Here is a 16,655-nt window from a genome sequence, read left to right as displayed (position 1 = left end):
CGCCCCGCTGCCCGCAAGTTTACGGAGAGGTGTCCGAGTGGTTGAAGGAGCACGCCTGGAAAGTGTGTAAACGGGTCAAACCGTTTCGCGGGTTCGACCAATTCGTCGGGAACGAATTGGGACAGCCGCAGGCTGGCCCCGAGCGCAGCGAGGGGTGAGGCGCAGGAAGCGCCGAACAATCCCGCCCCGCTGCCCGCAAGTTTACGGAGAGGTGTCCGAGTGGTTGAAGGAGCACGCCTGGAAAGTGTGTAAACGGGTCAAACCGTTTCGCGGGTTCGAATCCCGCCCTCTCCGCCAGATTTTCTTCCGATCGCGACGACGCGGTCGCGTTGCACGGTTCATGGTGGCTCCGTCGGTTCTCCCGCGACGATAACCAGCAAACCCGGTCAGGCCCGGAAGGGAGCAGCCGTAGTTGGTGATTCGGGTGCCGGGATGCAGCTGGCGGAGCCGCCACCTCCTGCGTCGAGCTCGCGCCCGTCCGTGGCGGCGGCCCGACTTGCACTTCATCCGCTTCGCAGGCGCCGGTCGCGTCTGCGCGCGCGGGGCGCACGGTCCGCTAACATCGGCGTTGCTACAATCGCAGCCCTCAGCAGCGGATATCCGATGTCCTATCAAGCCCTCGCGCGCAAATGGCGCCCGCGCCGCTTTTCCGAACTCGTCGGGCAGGAGCACGTCGTGCGCGCGCTCACCCATGCGCTCGACAGCGGACGCCTGCATCACGCGTTCCTGTTCACCGGCACGCGCGGCGTCGGCAAGACGACGATCGCGCGCATCTTCGCCAAGTCGCTGAACTGCGAGAAGGGGCCGACGTCGAACCCGTGCGGCGAATGCGCGGCCTGCGCCGAGATCGACGCCGGCCGTTTCGTCGACCTGCTCGAGATCGACGCGGCGAGCAATACCGGCGTCGACAACGTGCGCGACCTCATCGAGAACGCGATGTATGCGCCGACCCGCGGGCGCTACAAGGTGTACCTCATCGACGAAGTGCACATGCTGTCCAAGCCCGCCTTCAATGCGCTGCTGAAGATCCTCGAGGAGCCGCCGCAGCACGTGAAGTTCCTGCTCGCGACGACCGACCCGCAGAAACTGCTCGTGACCGTGCTGTCACGCTGCATCAAGTTCAACCTCAAGCGCCTGTCGCCGGAACAGATCGGCGGCCAGATGCGTCATATCCTCGGTGCCGAGCAGGTCGCGTTCGACGACGAGGGCATCGACGTGCTCGCGCGCGCGGCCGACGGTTCGCTGCGCGACGGCCTGTCGCTGCTCGACCAGGCGATCGCCCACGGCGGCGGTGCGCTGCATGCACACGAAGTGCATGCCATGCTCGGCACGGTGGAGCGCGCGAAGGTGCGCGTGCTGCTGGAGATCCTCGCCGCCGGCGATGGTGCGGCGCTGCTCGCCGAAATCGAGCGCATCGCGGAATTCTCGCCCGATTTCGCCCAGGTGCTCGACGAACTCGCCGGCCTGCTGCATCGCATACAGTTGCTGCAGCTCGTGCCGGATGCGGCCGGCGAGGATGAACCCGGGCTCGCTGCGCTCGCCTCGCGCCTCGCCGCGCAGGACGTGCAGCTGTGGTACCAGATGGCGGTGACGGGTCGACGCGACCTGCCGCTCGCGCCGACGCCGCGCGTCGGATTCGAAATGGCGCTGCTGCGCATGCTCGCGTTCGTTCCCGCCGGCGCCGACGGCGCGGCCGTGGCACGGCCGTCGAGTCCCGCGCGCGCGCCGGTCGCGGCGCAGGCGGTGCGCGCCGATGCGCCGCCGGCGCCACGCGAGCCGACGCGCGGCATCGAGCCGGGCGAGCGGCGCGCGGAACCGTCGCGCACGGCGATGCCCGAGGCCCCTTCGCTGCAAGCGCCGCCGCCGACGGCCACGTCGCCGTCGGACTGGCCGGGGCTGATCGAACGCGCTGGCCTGCGTGGGCCGGTCGGCCAGCTCGCGCAGAACGCGACCCTGGTCGCGATCGAAGGCGCCATCGTGCGCCTCGCGATGGACCCCGCGTACGAACACCTCGCCGAAGGCGCGATGGTCGCCCTGCTCGAACAGCGCCTCGGCGCCGCGCTCGGGCGCGACGTCAAGGTGCGGTTCGAACGCGCATCCACGGGCGGGCAGACGCCGGCCGAGCAGCGCACGCGCGCCGAACACGCACGCCGTTCCGCGGCCGAGGAGGCCGTGCAGAGCGACCCGTTCGTGCAGTCGATGATCGACACCTTCGGCGCGCGCGTGATTCCCGACAGCATCCGCCCCACTGACGGCTGATGCCCCTTCGAAATCGCGGACACGGACGCCCACCGTGGCTGGACGCTCCATCTGAAACGTGCGGCCATGGATGGCCGCTGGTGGACCGGCCGAAGAAAATGGCGTATCCACACGCGCAGCCCACCCAGATCACCGCAGTCCCGGACGGATCGCAAAGGACGACCAACCCATGAAAGGCCCCCTCGCCGGATTGATGCAACAGGCGCAGCGCATGCAGGAAGAAATGAAGCGCGCGCAGGAAGAACTCGCGCAGGCGGAAGTCACCGGCCAGTCCGGTGGCGGTCTCGTCAGCGTGCGCATGAGCGGTCGCCATGAAGTGCGCGCGGTCTCGATCGACCGCAAGCTGTTCGCGGACGATCCCGAGATGGCTGAAGACCTCGTCGCCGCCGCGTTCAATGACGCGGTCAACAAGGTCGCCGCGCTGAGCCAGCAGAAGCTCGGCAACCTCGCCTCGGGCATGAACCTGCCGGCGGGATTCAAGTTGCCGTTCTGAAGGCAGGGCGAGGGCCGGAAGCCTGCTTCAGCGCAGGCGGTTGATTCTCGCGACGGCGGCCCGATTCAATCCAGGCCCGCGTCCGCGCACCCACCACCACCAAGCCACAGCCCCGGCCCTCAGCCCTCGACCGCATGTCCTCCTCGCCCCTTCTCGCCGACCTCGTCGAAGCCCTGCGATGCCTGCCCGGCGTCGGCGCGAAGACCGCGCAGCGCATGGCGTTCCACGTGCTCGAGCGCGACCGCACCGGCGCGCGCCGGCTCGCCGAGCGGCTCGCTGCCGCGGTCGAACGCATCGGCAATTGCACGCGCTGCCGCACGTTCAGCGAGGACACGGTGTGCGCGCTGTGCGCAGGCACCTCACGTGACCGCAGCCTGCTCTGCGTCGTCGAGACGCCGGTCGACCAGCTCGCGATCGAGCAGGCGACCGGCTACCGCGGCCAGTACTTCGTGCTGCTCGGCCGCATCTCGCCGCTCGACGGCCTCGGTCCGAAGGAGCTCGGCCTCGACCTGCTCGCGCAGCGCCTCGCCGAACGCGAGGTGCAGGAGCTCATCGTCGCGACCAATCCCACCGTCGAAGGCGAGGCGACCGCGCACATGCTCGCCCAGCTCGCCCGCACCGCCGGCGTGCGCGCAAGTCGCCTCGCCCACGGCGTGCCGCTCGGCGGCGAGCTCGAGTTCATCGATCGCGGCACGCTCGCGCATGCCTTCGGCGGGCGGCAGGTGTTGTGACTGGGGATTGGTGATTCGGGATTGGTGATTGGTGAAAGCACGAACGCTGCGTGTATCGTAGGGTCCGCCAGTAATCGACGCACGATTCGCGACACGGCGAATCCCGATCACCAATCCCGAATCACCAATCACCCATCCCGACGCCATGACCGACACCCTGTTCGCGAAAATCATCCGCCGCGAGATTCCCGCCGACATCGTCTACGAGGACGATGAGGTGCTCGCGTTCCGCGACATCAATCCGCAGGCGCCTGTGCACGTGCTGTTCATTCCGAAGCGGCCGTTCGCGACGCTCAACGACCTCGGCGACGACGATGCGACCCTGGTCGGCAAGCTCGTCGTCGCCGCGGTGCGCTGGGCCAAGGCGCAAGGGTTCGCCCAGGACGGCTATCGCGTGGTCATGAACTGCAATCGCGATGGCGGCCAGACCGTGTTCCACATCCACCTGCACCTGCTCGCCGGGCGCGCGCTGCATTGGCCGCCGGGCTGAGCGGCGTCACATGAACTGCGGCGGGTGCGCGCGTGGCGGGTCGGGCCAGGTGCGGCCATCGCTGATGCGTACGACCGGCAGGCGCGCGAGGCAGCCTTCGGCGGTCTGCGTGACCGCGGTCGCCTTCCACGTGACGAACGCGGTCGTCGGCGGCAGGGTCCGGCAGTTGTCGCTGACCACGCGCTCGCGCACGGCTTCGAGGGTGCCGGTCACGGCGACCTGGCGACCGATCGCATACTGGTCCGCCGCGAGCTTGCCGCTGCTGCACGCGTAGAAGATCTGGCCCGGCTCGAGCCGGGTATCGGGCCGACCGTCGCGGCGCGTGAGCGGGAACGCGAGCACGCCGATGCAATCGCCGTTCGCATCACTCCCGCGCTCGAAGATGCGGCCGCCCCACAGCACGGTCGCGCCCTCATGGTTGCCGGCGACGGCCTCCGCGGGGGACGAGAACACCCCGGATGCGGGCGCGCCAGCCGCGGCGGCGTTCGAGACGGTGAACGCGGCGAGGGTGAATGCGGCGAGGATCGCGCACGGCAGCGAACGCAGGATCATGCGGGTGGCTCCACCGGACAGGCGCAGCGATGCTACGCCCACATGCTGTCGCGATGGTTGCGCGTTGCGTGCCTATTTGCCGTGCGGCGTCGGCGCCGGCTTGGAATCCGGGCGGCGGTCGCGGATGATCACCGGCGGGCCCCAGTAGCCCCAGCCCGGGCCGAAATACCCCCAGCCCGGGCCGTAGCCGTACAGCCACGGGTCGTAGTAGTACGGCGTGCGCACGTACAGCGGCCGCTTCGGCCACAGGTAGACCGCGCTCGCATCCACGTGCGGATAGGCGTAGTCGAATTGCCCGACCTTGCCGTGGTCGGTGCCGGTGACCCGCCCGACGACGGTGATTTCGCGGCCGCGATCGAATTCCTCCGGATCGTAGAAGCCCTCGTGGCAGGCCATGAACCGGCCGAGGCTCGCGTCGCGATGCGTCGGTCGCGCGCTCGCATCGAGCTCGCGCGCGAGGATCTCGAAACAGGTCGAGTCCTGCATCGGTTCGACCTTGATGATTTCGCCACCCCAGCGTACCGATTGTCCCTCGGCGGCGCGCGCATCACGCGGCGTGGCGGCGGCGTACTGGCCCTGCAGCGGCGCAGGCACGGTCGCGCAGGCGGCGAGGCCGGCGGCGAGCAGGGCGATCGTGAGGAAGTGGCGCATGGGAGACCTCGACCGGCGACGATGCATGCCGTATGCAGGCTATGGTACCCGACGCACCTGAATGCCGGTTCGTCGCAACGCACCACGACGAGCCCGTGGCAGCCGCACGCTGCGCAGGCGGCGGGCGAGATCGGCGATACGCGACGCTGCCGGCTGCGCGGTACCGTAGCGCAACGCGACGTATTCGGAGACGAGCGGATCGACGGCGCGCGCGATGTCCGGTGCGGTCGCGTGCAGGCGCACGCGCAGGTCGAGCGGGCCTTCCGCCGCGCGGTCGTCGACGCCCGCCCGGGCCAGGCGCGCGCGGAACCCCCGCCAGGCGTGGTCGAGCGCGTCGCCGCGGCGTGCCCGCGTGTCGCGCATCGCCCATGCCGCCGCCAACAGCATCGCGACGCCGAGCACGGTCGAAAGCATGAGCAGGAGATCGCCTTGTGCCGCCGCGGAGATGCCGAGGCTGGAGAGCAGGTTGCGCTGGCTCATCGCGTCGAACTGCACGACCGACAGCGTCCACAGGCGATTGACGGCATCGAAGCGGTTGCGTACCTCGCGCAGCCATTCGGCGCCGAACCAGGCTTGGACGTTGTTCGCGTCGGGGGCGCCGAGTTCGACGCGGGCGGGACTCACCGCGGCGGTCGGGTCGACGCGCTGCCACCCGGATCCGTCGCGCCAGATCTCCGCCCATGCGTGCGCGTCGGACTGGCGCACGAGCAGGTAGTCGCCGCTCCACCATCCCCCCTGGTAACCGGTCACTACACGCGCGGGTATCCCGGCCGCGCGCATGAGGAACACGAAGGCGGAGGCGTAGTGCTCGCAGAAGCCCTGCCGCGAACCGAACAGGAAGTCGTCGACCGAATCGCGCGCGAGCGGCGGCGGCGACAGCGTGTAGGTGAAGCTGCCGCGGAACATCGCGAGGGCGGCCCTGACGACGCCCTGGTCGTCCTTCGCCTGTTCGCGCCAGCGTTGCGCCAGCGCGCGCGCCTGCGGCCCGTATCCGGACGGGAGGCGCAGCATGGGCAGGCGCTCGCGGCGATCGAGCGACGGCTCCGCATGCGTGTCGACGTCCGAGCGCAGCTGGTATTCGCGTGGCTGGTTCACCGGCCTCGCCGCGATCAGCATCTGGTCGTCGTCGAGGCGCGCGCCGGGGGGTGCGAACAGCGGCAGGTCCAGCGCCGGCAACCATCGCCGGTCGGTCGCTTCCAGCGTGACGGTGTAATCGAACGTGCGCCCGCGCGCGGCCGGCGTCGGTACGCCGCGGTCGCTGCCGAAGCGTCGCGTCCAGGTCGTGCCGTCGAAGTCGGTGAGCACGATGGTGCGGAAGTACAGTGCGGCGTTCGGCGGCCGCTTCGCGGAGGCGAATTCCACGCGGAACGCCGGCGAGTCGTCCTGCATCAGCTGCGAGAACTGGCCGGGCGCCATCGTCTCGCTGAGGCCGGTCCGGCCGATGCCGTCGTCGCGGGAGCCCCACAGCGGAGCCTGCAGGCGCGGCAGCAGGGCGAATGCGGCGAGGCCGAGCGGCACGCTCGCGGCGAGCAGCGTGGCGGCGATGCGCAAGTCGGCGCGCAGTGGCCGTCGCGTCGGCAGCGGCGCCGGCTGCAGCGTGGCGAGGGCGCCGAGGATCAGCACGAGCACGCCGCCGACGAACAGGCTGAACGACAACGCCTGCGAGAACAGCAGTGACGACATCAACACGAACCCCGAGAAGCAGAGCGCGACGCGCGCATCGCGGGTGCGCTCGGTTTCGAACAGCTTGAGCCCGAGCAGGCCGCAGGCGAGCGCGGTGCCGGGCAAGCGGCCGAACACGTTGCCGTAGCGCGTGGCGACGACGACGAGCAGCAGTGCGGTCAGCAGCACGCGCGTCCAGCTCGAGATCGTCGCGCTGCCACGTCGGCGCGCGAACAGGCGCAGGCCGATCGCGGCGGCGAGGCCTGCGGTCAGCCACGGCGGCAGGTGCGCCGCGTGCGTGGCGATCGTCGCGGCGACCGCGATCGCGGTGCGTTCGAACTGCTGCCGGTCGAGCTGGTCAGCCATGCGCGTCCGCCGGCATCAGCGCGAGTGCACGCAGGCATGCGCGCAGGTGGTCGGCACCGAGGCCGGGGCCGGTCGTTTCGTGCGGCAGGCGCAACGTGTAGGCGAGGCGCGCATGCTCCGCGGCGACCACCCACGCGGCGAGGCGGCTGATCCTGGCTTCGCGGTCGAGACCGCGAAGCGCCGCGTAGTCGAGCGTGAGCGCCTCGCCCGAGTAGCGCTCGACGTCGCGCACGAGCAGGCTGTCATGGCGTACCGACGCCTTCCACGCGATCAGGCGCGGCGGATCGCTCGGTCGGTAATCGCGCAGCCCCGCGTGTTCCTCGTTGGCCCCGGCCTGCTGTTGCTCGCCGATGCGGCCTTCGCCCGCCGGCAGCGGTGGCGCCGATCGCTCGAGCGCGGGATAGACGAGGAAGGCGACATCGGGGTGCAGCCAGCTCCAGACGCGGAACAGCCCGAATGGATAGTCGCTCCACACGCGCACGCGACCTGGGCCGATCCAGCCGCGATGCGTCGTGGCCAAAGGTACCGCGACGTCCGCCGGCTCGTTCGCCGAAAGTGCGAACGCGGTTTCGAATGCAGCATGCTGCAAGCGCAGGCTGGCACGCCCGCGTGCGCCCGGATCGAAGCGCAGCTCGAGCGCGAGCGCATCGCCCGCATGCGCTTCGCCGGCGTGCACGCGCACGAGCTGCAGCCCGCTCATCGCGCGGAATCCGGCGAACACGCTCGCTCCCGCGGTACTCGCGAACAGGCAGGTGAAGAGCACCGCCGCATTGTTGGCGTAGTTCAGCGCACCCACCAGCATGACGAACAGGAGCGCCGCGAGGCCGAGGCCGAACGCCGTCGGCAGCACGTAGATGCGCCGGCGGTCGAGGTGGATCGGCAGCGCTTCGGGCTGGCGCAGGCGGGTCAGCGCGGGCAGGCGTCGCTCGGCGAAGGCGAGCGCGCGCAGGCGCCACGACGCGAGGGTGCTCTCCATGCTCAGCGCACCGGCGTGGCCTCGAGCAACTGCGCGACGAGCCGCGTGCGGTCGATGCGCGCGTTCGCGCCGAGGCCGAGGCGATGCCCGGCGACGAACGGGAACACCGCCTGCACGTCCTCGGGCACGCAGTGCGCGCGACCGGCGAGCAGCGCATGCGCGCGCGCCGCGGCGAGCAGGGCGAGGCCGGCGCGTGGCGACAGGCCGACGCGGATTTCCGGATGGTCGCGGCTCGCCGCGAGCAGGGCCTGCACGTACTCGATCAGCGCGGGGCTCGCGAGCACTGCCGCGCAGGCCTGGCGCAGCTCGAGGATCCGGTCGGGCCCGAGGCAGGGCGCGAGCGCGGCGATGACGTCGCGGCGGTCGCTCGCGCCGAGCATCGCGCGCTCGGCGTCGCGGTCGGGATAGCCGAGGCTCATGCGCAGCATGAAGCGGTCGAGCTGGGAATCGGGCAGCGGCCAGGTGCCGGCGAGGTCGAGCGGGTTCTGCGTCGCGACGACGAAGAACGGTGGCGCCAGCCGATGCGTCGTGCCGTCGACGGTGACCTGGCCCTCGGCCATCGCCTCGAGCAGCGCGCTCTGCGTCTTCGGCATCGCGCGGTTGATCTCGTCGGCCAGCAGCAATTGGGTGAACAGCGGTCCCGGGTGGAACTTGAACACGCCGGCTTCGCGTTCGTAGATGCCGACGCCGATGATGTCCGACGGCAGCAGGTCGGAGGTGAACTGCACGCGCTGGAAGCCGAGCCCGAGCGTCGCGGCGAGCGCGTGCGCGAGCGTGGTCTTGCCGATGCCGGGCAGGTCCTCGATGAGCAGGTGGCCGCCGGCAAGCAGGCAGACGAAGGCGAGGCGGACCTCGTGCGGCTTGCCGAGCACGACGGTATTGACCTGGTGTACCGCGCGGGCGAGGGCGTCGCGCAGGTCGGCGCGCAGCGGCGGATGGGTGGTTTCGTTCATGCGGCTCCGTGATGCGTGGAATTCCTACGCCGGCCCCGTCGTCGGCCGACTTGCCGCGTCGGCGGGCTTGCGGCACTCTGCACCGCCGTTGCGGTCGAACGCAACGACGCGGCGCGATTCGTCGCTGCGACGTCAGGATGGGCGCGCCGCCGGGTGCGCCGTACGGCGAACGACCCGAGGACCGCCCGCACGATGTTCCGCCCACTCGAAGTCTTCATCGGCCTGCGCTACACGCGCGCGAAGCGGCGCAACCATTTCATCTCGTTCATTTCGCTCGTGTCGATCCTCGGTATCGCCGTCGGCGTCACCGCGCTGATCACGGTGATCTCGGTGATGAACGGCTTCGACAAGGAGCTCAAGGACCGCATCCTCGGCATGGTAGCGCACGCGACCATCGAGGGCATCGGCGAGAGCGTGCGCGACTGGCCCGAGGCGCTGAAGGTGGCGCGCGAAGATCCGCACGTGCTCGGTGCTGCACCCTATGTCGAGCGCCAGGCGATGCTGCAGGGCACGCGCGTCAGTGGCGCGATCATCCGTGGCATCGACCCGGCGCTCGAGGCGGGCGTGTCCGAGATCGGTGCGCGGATGGTCGACGGCAGGCTCGACGCGCTCGTGCCCGGCAAGTTCGGCATCGTGCTCGGCAAGGAACTCGCGATGACGCTCGGTGTCGGCGTCGGCGACCTCGTCACCGTGTTCGCGCCGGAGTTCAGCGCGACGCCGATCGGCGCGATCCCGCGCATGAAGCGCTTCACCGTCGTCGGCGTGTTCGAGGCCGGCATGCAGGAATACGACTCCGGCCTCGCCGTCGTCGCGCTGCAGGATGCGCAGACGCTGTACCGGCTCGACGGCCCGACCGGCATCCGCCTGCGCCTGGACGACATGTTCCAGGCATTTCCGGTCGGCCGCCGGCTGTCGCAGCAGCTCGGCCAGTTCTACCGCGTGACCGACTGGATGCAGGGCCACAGCAACTTCTTCAAGGCGATCGCTATGGAGAAGAAGGTGATGTTCCTGATCCTCTCGCTGATCGTCGCGGTCGCCGCGTTCAACCTCGTGTCGACGCTCGTCATGCTCGTGCAGGACAAGCAGGCCGACATCGCGATCCTGCGCACGCTCGGCCAGAGCCCGGCTTCGGTGATGGGCACGTTCATGGTGCAGGGCGTGCTGGTCGGCACCCTCGGCATCGCGCTCGGCGTGCTGTTCGGCGTGCTGCTCTCACTCAACCTCAGCGCGATCGTGCACTGGGTCGAGCGCACCTTCCACGTGACGTTCCTGTCGCCGGACGTCTACTACATCAGCGAACTGCCGAGCGACCTGCACGGATCTGACGTGGCCTGGATCACGCTCACCGCGTTCCTGTTCTGCACGTTCGCGACGCTCTATCCGGCGCGGCGCGCGGCGAAGACCGAACCTGCGGCGGCGTTGCGTTACGAGTGAGCCGATGATGCGAAATTCCAGCCCTCAGCCCTCGGCCCCCGGCCCCGGCACCGTCCTCTCCGCCGCCGGCGTCGCCAAGACCTACCAGGAAGGCAAGCTGCGCACCGACGTGCTGCGCGACGTCGACCTCTCGGTGCGACGCGGTGAAACGGTCGCGATCATCGGCGCCTCGGGCACCGGCAAGAGCACGCTGCTGCACATCCTCGGCGGCCTCGACGCACCGACGGCGGGCGAGGTGAGCGTCGACGGCACGGTGATGTCGCGCCTGTCCGATCGCGCGCGCGGCGAGCTGCGCAACCGCGCGCTCGGCTTCGTCTACCAGTTCCACCACTTGCTGCCCGAATTCAGCGCGATCGAGAACGTCTGCATGCCGCTGCTGATCCGCGGCACCGCGATCGATGAAGCCCGCCATCGCGCGATCGCGCTCCTGCAGCGGGTGGGCCTCGGCGAGCGGCTCGAGCACAAGCCGGGTGAACTGTCCGGGGGCGAGCGCCAGCGCTGCGCGGTCGCGCGCGCACTGGTCACGCGCCCGGCCTGCGTGCTCGGCGACGAGCCGACCGGCAATCTCGACGAGCGCAATGCGGCGCAGGTGTACGACCTCATGCTGGAGCTCAACCGCGAGATCGGCACCGCGCTCGTGCTCGTCACGCATGACCCGAAGCTCGCCGCGCGCGCCGGGCGCGTGCTCGAACTCTCCGGCGGCAGGCTGCACCCGCACGCCGCCTAGCACGGCGGTGGCGGGTGGCCGCGACGGAGCGCGGTCGTCAACGAGCGAGGCGAGGGCAGGATGCTCGAAGCGCGGAGACCGATCGTCGGCGTGTGCGCGGCCATTGCCGCGTTGTGCGGCGTACTCGCCGTGCATGCGCTGCCGGCGCTGCCTTCGGGCGTGCTCGTGCTCGCGCTCGCGGGTCTCGGGGCGCTCGCCCTCCTGCTGCCCCGCCTGCGCCTTCTCGGCTGGCTGCTGCTCGGCTTCGCCTGGTGCGCGTGGCACGCGGGCATCGCCCTCGACGCGCGCCTGCCGTCGGAGCTGGAAGGACGCGACGTGCTCGTCGCCGGTACCGTCGATGGCCTGCCGCTGCGGCGCGACGACGCGACCCGGTTCGTGCTGCGCATCGAGCAGGCCCGCCTCGACGGCGACGATCTTCCGTTGCGCGGTCGCGTGCGCGTCGCCTGGTACGACGGCGCGCCGGAGGCGCTTGCCGCCTGCGACCGCTGGCAGCTTTTGCTGCGGCTCAAGCGTCCGCGCGGGCTGGTGAACCCGGGCGGCTTCGACGCCGAACGGCAGGCGCTCGAGCGCGGCATCGTCGCGGTCGGCTACGTGCGCGAGGCGGAGGTCGACCGCCGACTCGGTGCGCGTGCCGCGTGCATCGACCGCCTGCGCGAATCGATCGCCGCGGGCATCGCGTCGCGCGTCACCGATGCGCACGATGCGGCCTTGCTGCGCGCGTTCGCGATCGGCGATACGCGCGGCCTCGAGCAGGGCGATTGGGAGGTCGCGCGCGCCAACGGAATCCCGCACCTGATCGCGATCTCCGGTTTCCACGTCGGCGTCGCCGGCCTGTTCGGTGTCGCACTCGCCTGGTCGCTGTGGGCGGCGTGCCCGCGCCTCGGCCTGCGCATGGCTTATCCGCTCGTGCGCGCGCCGGCCGCGTTGCTGGCGGCCTCGCTTTACGGCCTGCTCGCGGGCGGCAGCCTGCCGACCGTGCGCACGCTGGCGATGATCGCGGTGGTGGCCGCGATGCGCTTCGGCCGACGCGGTGGCGGTGGCCCGCACACGCTCGCGCTCGCGCTGCTCGCGATCCTCGCCGTCGATCCATTGGCGACGCTGGCACCCGGCTTCTGGCTCTCGTTCGTCGGCGTGGCGTTCCTCATGCTCGCGCTCGGCCCGGTACGTGGCCGCCTGCGCTTCCTGCGTGAACTCGGCCTCGGCCAGCTGGTCATGACCGTCGCGCTGTTGCCCCTGTCGATAGCGTTCTTCGGCGAGGCGTCGCTGGTCGGCGCGTTGTCGAACCTGGTCGCGGTGCCGGTGATCAGTTTCGTGATCGTGCCGCTGTGCCTGCTGGCCGTGATCGCGCTGCTGCTCCTGCCCGCCGCGGCCATGCTCCCGCTCGCGCTCGCCGCCGCGGTCGCGCACGTGCAGTGGTGGCTGCTGGAGCAGGCCGCGCACTGGCCCGGCGCGCACTGGTGGCTGCCCGAGTCCGAGCCGTGGACCGCCGCGCTCGCGATCGCCGGCGCGCTGTGGCTGTTCCTGCCGCGCGCGACGCCGGCGCGCCTGCTCGGCCTGCTGCTGTTCGTGCCGCTGCTCTGGCCGTCGCGCCCGCCGCCCGGAGCGGGCGCGTTCGAGGCGCTGGTCATCGACGTCGGCCAGGGGCTTTCGGTGTTGGTGCGCACGCGCGGACACGCGCTGCTGTTCGATGCCGGGGCGCGCTATCCGTCCGATTTCGACCTCGGCGATGCTGCGGTCCTGCCGGCGCTGCACGCGCTCGGCGTCGATCGGCTCGATCGCTTCGTGATCAGCCACGGCGACAACGATCACGCCGGCGGCGCGGCGACCGTCGCGCGCGCATTCCCTGCTGCCGCGCGCGCGAGCGGGGAACCCGGGCGGCTCGCGATCGGCGCCGACGCCTGCCGTGCGGGCGAGGCGTGGGAATGGGACGGCGTGCGCTTCGCCATGCTCGGCCCGGCCGAGGCGGCCGCGGACGTTCGCGGCAACGATCGTTCCTGCGTCTTGCTCGTCGAAGGACGCGCAGGTCGCCTGCTGCTGCCCGGCGACATCAGCCGTCGCGTCGAGGGCGACGTCGCCGGCGCGGCCGGGGCAGGGCCGCCGCTCGCGATCATCGTGCCGCACCACGGCAGCCGCAGCTCGTCCAGCCCGGCCCTGCTCGCGGCGTTGCATCCGGTCATCGCGGTCGTCTCGGCCGGCTGGCGCAACCGCTTCCACCATCCCGCGCCGGACGTCGTCGCGCGCTATGCGGCGATCGGGGCCGTGCTCGTCAACACCGCCGACGCGGGCGCCGTCCATCTCGCGTTTCCGGCCGACGCGCCACCGCGGATCGTCGCGCGCGAGCGCGAGCGGCAATGGCACTACTGGCGCGAGGGCATGCGCGGCTCGCCCGCACCGGTCGCCGCCGCGTCGACGTCCTCACAGACAGCGTCGGCGGCGCTGCTATGATGCGGGCAGCAACGTTATCGGAAGGGTGTCACACGTGTTCGAACTCCTGATGGCCGGCAGCTGGGCGATGCTGCCGATCCTGATCTGTTCCGCGGTCGCGCTGGCGATCATCCTCGAACGCTTCTGGACCTTGCGCCGCAAGACCGTCGTTCCCCCGGGACTCGGCAGCGAAGTGCGCGAATGGGCGCGCACGCGCAAGCTCGACCCGGAGCACCTGAATGCGTTGCGCGCCAATTCCCCGCTCGGCGAGCTGCTCGCCGCCGCCCTGACCGTGCGCAACCGCCCGCGCGAGGTGATCAAGGAGCGCGTCGAGGATACCGGTCGCCACGTCGTGCACCGGCTCGAACGTTTCCTCAACACGCTCGGCACGATCGCGCTGATCTCGCCGCTGCTCGGCCTGCTCGGTACCGTGTTCGGTCTCATCCGCATGTTCTTCGCGGTGATGGTCAGCGGTGTCGGCGATCCGCTGAAGATGGCGGGCGGCATCGGCGAGGCGCTCGTCTGCACCGCGGCGGGCCTGTGCGTGGCGATTCCCGCGTACGCGTTCCACCGCTATTTCCGCAGCCGCGTCGCCGGCCTCGTGGTCGAGATGGAACGCCAGGTGTTCCTGCTCACCGACGAACTGACCGCGACGGTCGAAGCGCCCGCGGCCGCTCCGGCGGGCGCCGTGCGCGTAGCGCGTACCGTGACCACCGCGGGCTGAGGCGACCGACGTGAGGATCGCCGCCGCCCGCCGCGAGGACGATTTCGAGATCAACGTGATCTCGCTCATCGACGTGCTGCTGACCCTGCTCATGTTCTTCGTGCTGACGACGACGTTCGTGCAGAACTCGCGCATGCAGGTCAGCCTGCCGCAGGCCGAGTCGAGCGAGCAGACCGAGCAGCGTGATGCATTCGTCGTGCTGATCGACCGCGATGGCCGTTACTACATCGACAACAACGAAGTGCTCAATCCCGGGCTCGATTCGCTCAAGGAAGCGATCTCGCGCTTTGCCGGCGACGACCGCTCGCGCGCGGTCGTGCTGCGCGCGGACGCGATGACGCCGCACCAGGCGGTCGTCACCGCGATGGACGCGCTCGGCCAGCTCGGCTTCACGCGCCTGTCGATCGCGATTGCGCAGGCCTCGGCAGCGGGCAAGTGACGCCCGCAACGGCGCCGAAGCGGTCGAGCCTGGCCACCTACGCGCGGCTGCTCGGCCACGCGCGGCGGTACTGGTTCGTCGCGCTGGTTGCGGTCGTCGCGATGGTCGTCGACGCGGCCTGCATGGGCCTGTTCGCGCACAGCATCAAGCCGATGCTCGACAACCTGTTCGTCGAGCGCGATCCGCAGAGCATCTTCTGGATGCCGATCATCATCATCGCGATCTTCGCCGTGCGCAGCGTCGCGATCTACGTGACCGACTACGGCATGGCCTGGATCGGCCGCGGCGTGGTGCAGCAATTGCGCCAGCGCGTGTTCGACCACTACCTGCGCCTGCCGGCGGCGTTCTTCGAAGGCGAATCGTCGGGGCACCAGATCGCGCGCGTGACCTACAGCGCGGAGCAGGTCGCGCAGGCGAGCACCGAGGCGCTGAAGATCTCCGTCGTCGACAGCCTTTCGGTGGTGTTCTACGTCGCGGTGATGCTGAATGCGAGCGTGAAGCTGACCCTCGCCCTGGTCGTCATGGTGCCGCTCGTCGGCGCCCTCGTGGTCTGGGTCGGGCGGCGCTACCGGCGCATCAGCCGGCGCATCCAGGCCTCGATCGGCACCGTCAGTGGCGTGGTCGAGGAAGCCGTCGGCGCCAACCGCGAGGTCAAGGTGTTCGGCGGCCAGGCCTACGAGTCGGCGCGCTTCGGCGAAGTGTCCGAACAGACGCGCCGGCTCGGCGTGAAGGTTGCTTCGACCAACGGCCTCGCGAGCGCCCTCGTGCAGCTGATCGCGGCGATCTCGCTCGCGCTCATCATCTTCTTCGCGACCCGGCCGAGCATGCTCGACTCGCTCTCGCCCGGCGCGTTCACGGCGCTGATCCTCGCGATGGGTGGCATCCTGCCGTCGCTCAAGCGCCTGACCACGGTGCAGTCGAACGTGCAGCGCGGCCTTGCTGCCGCCGAGGAGATCTTCGAGCTGCTCGACCGGCCGCCCGAGCGCGACGATGGCACGGTCGAACTGGAGCCGTGCCGCGGCGACATCGAGCTGCGCGGCGTCGGCCTGACCTATCCCGGCGCGGCGCGGCCCGCGCTCGCTGGCATCGACCTGCGCAGCACGCGCGGCAGCGTGACCGCCCTGGTCGGGCGTTCCGGCAGCGGCAAGTCGACTCTGGTCAGCCTGATCCCGCGCTTCCTCGAGCCGACCGCAGGCAGCGTGCTCATCGACGGCCGGCCGGTCGGCGACTACACGCTGTCGAGCCTGCGCCGGCACATCGCCTGGGTCGGGCAGGGCATCTCGCTGTTCGACACCACGATCGCGCGCAACATCGCCTACGGCGCGCTCGCCGGCGCCGACGAGGGGGCGATCGTCGCCGCGGCGGAAGCGGCCAACGCGATGGAGTTCATCCGCCAGTTGCCCGACGGCATCCATGCGCGCGTCGGCGAGGGCGGCGCGATGCTGTCCGGCGGCCAGCGCCAGCGCATCGCGATCGCGCGCGCGTTGCTGAAGAACGCACCGATCCTGATCCTCGACGAGGCGACCAGCGCGCTCGACAGCGAGTCCGAGCGGCTGATCCAGGACGCGCTGCGCCGCCTCATGAAGGAGCGCACCGTGCTCGTGATCGCGCACCGCCTGTCCACGATCGAGCACGCCGACCGCATCGTCGTGCTCGAGCAGGGGCGCATCGTCGAACAGGGCACGCACCGGGAGCTGCTGGCGCGGCAGGGCCATTACGCCGCGCTGCATCGCATGCAGTTCGCCGAGGGCGGCGTGCCGGGCGCGGCCTGACG

15 protein-coding genes, 1 tRNA gene and 1 other RNA gene are annotated in these 16,655 nt (G+C 70.6%); 12 read left to right on the top strand and 5 right to left on the bottom strand.

Annotated elements, in window-relative coordinates; translation table 11 throughout:
- The first annotated feature begins 205 nt into the window (after positions 1-205).
- The 6 genes from EV148_RS16845 (at position 206) to EV148_RS16820 (ending at position 3,973) form a co-directional block, all read left to right on the top strand.
- A tRNA-Ser gene (locus EV148_RS16845) sits at positions 206-297 on the top strand.
- 53 nt (positions 298-350) lie between these two features.
- Positions 351-447, top strand: an RNA gene (ffs, locus tag EV148_RS16840) — signal recognition particle sRNA small type.
- Positions 448-603: 156 nt separating this feature from the next.
- The gene (gene dnaX / locus EV148_RS16835) at positions 604-2,259 is read left to right on the top strand and encodes a DNA polymerase III subunit gamma/tau (RefSeq protein WP_132000018.1); all 1,656 of its coding nucleotides are present in this window, start codon (positions 604-606) and stop codon (positions 2,257-2,259) included.
- A gap of 169 nt (positions 2,260-2,428) precedes the next feature.
- A complete protein-coding gene (locus tag EV148_RS16830; protein WP_132000017.1) occupies positions 2,429-2,752 on the top strand; it encodes a YbaB/EbfC family nucleoid-associated protein in 324 nt (107 codons plus the stop codon).
- Between the two features lie 134 nt (positions 2,753-2,886).
- A complete protein-coding gene (recR, locus tag EV148_RS16825; protein WP_132000016.1) occupies positions 2,887-3,483 on the top strand; it encodes a recombination mediator RecR in 597 nt (198 codons plus the stop codon).
- A gap of 145 nt (positions 3,484-3,628) precedes the next feature.
- Entirely contained in the window at positions 3,629-3,973 is a 345-nt protein-coding gene (locus EV148_RS16820; RefSeq protein ID WP_132000015.1) for a histidine triad nucleotide-binding protein, read from the top strand.
- 6 nt (positions 3,974-3,979) lie between these two features.
- On the opposite strand, the gene EV148_RS16815 is transcribed toward EV148_RS16820, so the two are convergent.
- The 5 genes from EV148_RS16815 to EV148_RS16795 all read right to left on the bottom strand — a co-directional run bounded on the left by EV148_RS16815 (position 3,980) and on the right by EV148_RS16795 (position 9,133).
- Positions 3,980-4,525: a Slp family lipoprotein gene (locus EV148_RS16815; protein ID WP_132000014.1), complete on the bottom strand. Its 546-nt coding sequence runs from the start codon at positions 4,523-4,525 to the stop codon at positions 3,980-3,982.
- A gap of 72 nt (positions 4,526-4,597) precedes the next feature.
- Entirely contained in the window at positions 4,598-5,176 is a 579-nt protein-coding gene (locus EV148_RS16810) for a Slp family lipoprotein (RefSeq protein WP_132000013.1), read from the bottom strand.
- 39 nt (positions 5,177-5,215) lie between these two features.
- A complete protein-coding gene (locus EV148_RS16805) occupies positions 5,216-7,204 on the bottom strand; it encodes a transglutaminase TgpA family protein (protein WP_132000012.1) in 1,989 nt (662 codons plus the stop codon).
- Positions 7,197-8,180: a DUF58 domain-containing protein gene (locus EV148_RS16800; RefSeq protein ID WP_132000011.1), complete on the bottom strand. Its 984-nt coding sequence runs from the start codon at positions 8,178-8,180 to the stop codon at positions 7,197-7,199. The genes EV148_RS16805 and EV148_RS16800 overlap by 8 nt, the downstream gene beginning before the upstream one ends.
- A 2-nt stretch (positions 8,181-8,182) precedes the next feature.
- A complete protein-coding gene (locus EV148_RS16795; protein ID WP_132000010.1) occupies positions 8,183-9,133 on the bottom strand; it encodes an AAA family ATPase in 951 nt (316 codons plus the stop codon).
- A gap of 192 nt (positions 9,134-9,325) precedes the next feature.
- Here EV148_RS16795 and EV148_RS16790 point away from each other — a divergent pair, with 192 nt between their 5' ends.
- Genes EV148_RS16790 through msbA form a run of 6 tightly spaced genes read left to right on the top strand, consistent with a single transcriptional unit; the run spans position 9,326 to position 16,653 of the window.
- Entirely contained in the window at positions 9,326-10,567 is a 1,242-nt protein-coding gene (locus tag EV148_RS16790) for a lipoprotein-releasing ABC transporter permease subunit (RefSeq protein ID WP_132000009.1), read from the top strand.
- Positions 10,568-10,574: 7 nt separating this feature from the next.
- The gene (gene lolD, locus EV148_RS16785; protein WP_132000040.1) at positions 10,575-11,294 is read left to right on the top strand and encodes a lipoprotein-releasing ABC transporter ATP-binding protein LolD; all 720 of its coding nucleotides are present in this window, start codon (positions 10,575-10,577) and stop codon (positions 11,292-11,294) included.
- A 60-nt stretch (positions 11,295-11,354) separates the two neighbouring features.
- Positions 11,355-13,739 carry a DNA internalization-related competence protein ComEC/Rec2 gene (locus EV148_RS16780; RefSeq protein ID WP_132000008.1) on the top strand — a complete coding sequence of 795 codons (2,385 nt, stop codon included), beginning with the start codon at positions 11,355-11,357 and terminating at the stop codon, positions 13,737-13,739.
- 34 nt (positions 13,740-13,773) lie between these two features.
- Positions 13,774-14,442 carry a MotA/TolQ/ExbB proton channel family protein gene (locus EV148_RS16775; protein WP_132000007.1) on the top strand — a complete coding sequence of 223 codons (669 nt, stop codon included), beginning with the start codon at positions 13,774-13,776 and terminating at the stop codon, positions 14,440-14,442.
- Positions 14,443-14,452: 10 nt separating this feature from the next.
- Complete coding sequence (locus EV148_RS16770) at positions 14,453-14,881, top strand: ExbD/TolR family protein (protein ID WP_132000006.1); 429 nt, start codon at positions 14,453-14,455, stop codon at positions 14,879-14,881.
- On the top strand, positions 14,878-16,653 hold the full coding sequence (gene msbA, locus EV148_RS16765; RefSeq protein ID WP_199222813.1) for a lipid A export permease/ATP-binding protein MsbA: 1,776 nt from the start codon (positions 14,878-14,880) through the stop codon (positions 16,651-16,653). Before EV148_RS16770 ends, msbA begins: the two co-directional genes overlap by 4 nt.
- Positions 16,654-16,655 lie beyond the last annotated feature (2 nt).

The sequence above is a fragment of the Dokdonella fugitiva genome, assembly GCF_004342425.1.
Classification (GTDB): domain Bacteria; phylum Pseudomonadota; class Gammaproteobacteria; order Xanthomonadales; family Rhodanobacteraceae; genus Dokdonella_A; species Dokdonella_A fugitiva.
The sequence above is the reverse complement of the archived record's forward strand: the minus strand, read 5'-3'. Positions and strand labels throughout refer to the sequence as shown.

What these genes read in the sequence shown, in the direction of transcription:
- dnaX (WP_132000018.1), top strand. Translation starts at nt 604, where the DNA reads ATGTCCTATCAAGCCCTCGCGCGCAAATGGCGCCCGCGCCGCTTTTCC.
- EV148_RS16830 (WP_132000017.1), top strand. Translation starts at nt 2,429, where the DNA reads ATGAAAGGCCCCCTCGCCGGATTGATGCAACAGGCGCAGCGCATGCAG.
- recR (WP_132000016.1), top strand. Translation starts at nt 2,887, where the DNA reads ATGTCCTCCTCGCCCCTTCTCGCCGACCTCGTCGAAGCCCTGCGATGC.
- EV148_RS16820 (WP_132000015.1), top strand. Translation starts at nt 3,629, where the DNA reads ATGACCGACACCCTGTTCGCGAAAATCATCCGCCGCGAGATTCCCGCC.
- EV148_RS16815 (WP_132000014.1), bottom strand. Translation starts at nt 4,525, where the DNA reads ATGATCCTGCGTTCGCTGCCGTGCGCGATCCTCGCCGCATTCACCCTC.
- EV148_RS16810 (WP_132000013.1), bottom strand. Translation starts at nt 5,176, where the DNA reads ATGCGCCACTTCCTCACGATCGCCCTGCTCGCCGCCGGCCTCGCCGCC.
- EV148_RS16805 (WP_132000012.1), bottom strand. Translation starts at nt 7,204, where the DNA reads ATGGCTGACCAGCTCGACCGGCAGCAGTTCGAACGCACCGCGATCGCG.
- EV148_RS16800 (WP_132000011.1), bottom strand. Translation starts at nt 8,180, where the DNA reads ATGGAGAGCACCCTCGCGTCGTGGCGCCTGCGCGCGCTCGCCTTCGCC.
- EV148_RS16795 (WP_132000010.1), bottom strand. Translation starts at nt 9,133, where the DNA reads ATGAACGAAACCACCCATCCGCCGCTGCGCGCCGACCTGCGCGACGCC.
- EV148_RS16790 (WP_132000009.1), top strand. Translation starts at nt 9,326, where the DNA reads ATGTTCCGCCCACTCGAAGTCTTCATCGGCCTGCGCTACACGCGCGCG.
- lolD (WP_132000040.1), top strand. Translation starts at nt 10,575, where the DNA reads ATGCGAAATTCCAGCCCTCAGCCCTCGGCCCCCGGCCCCGGCACCGTC.
- EV148_RS16780 (WP_132000008.1), top strand. Translation starts at nt 11,355, where the DNA reads ATGCTCGAAGCGCGGAGACCGATCGTCGGCGTGTGCGCGGCCATTGCC.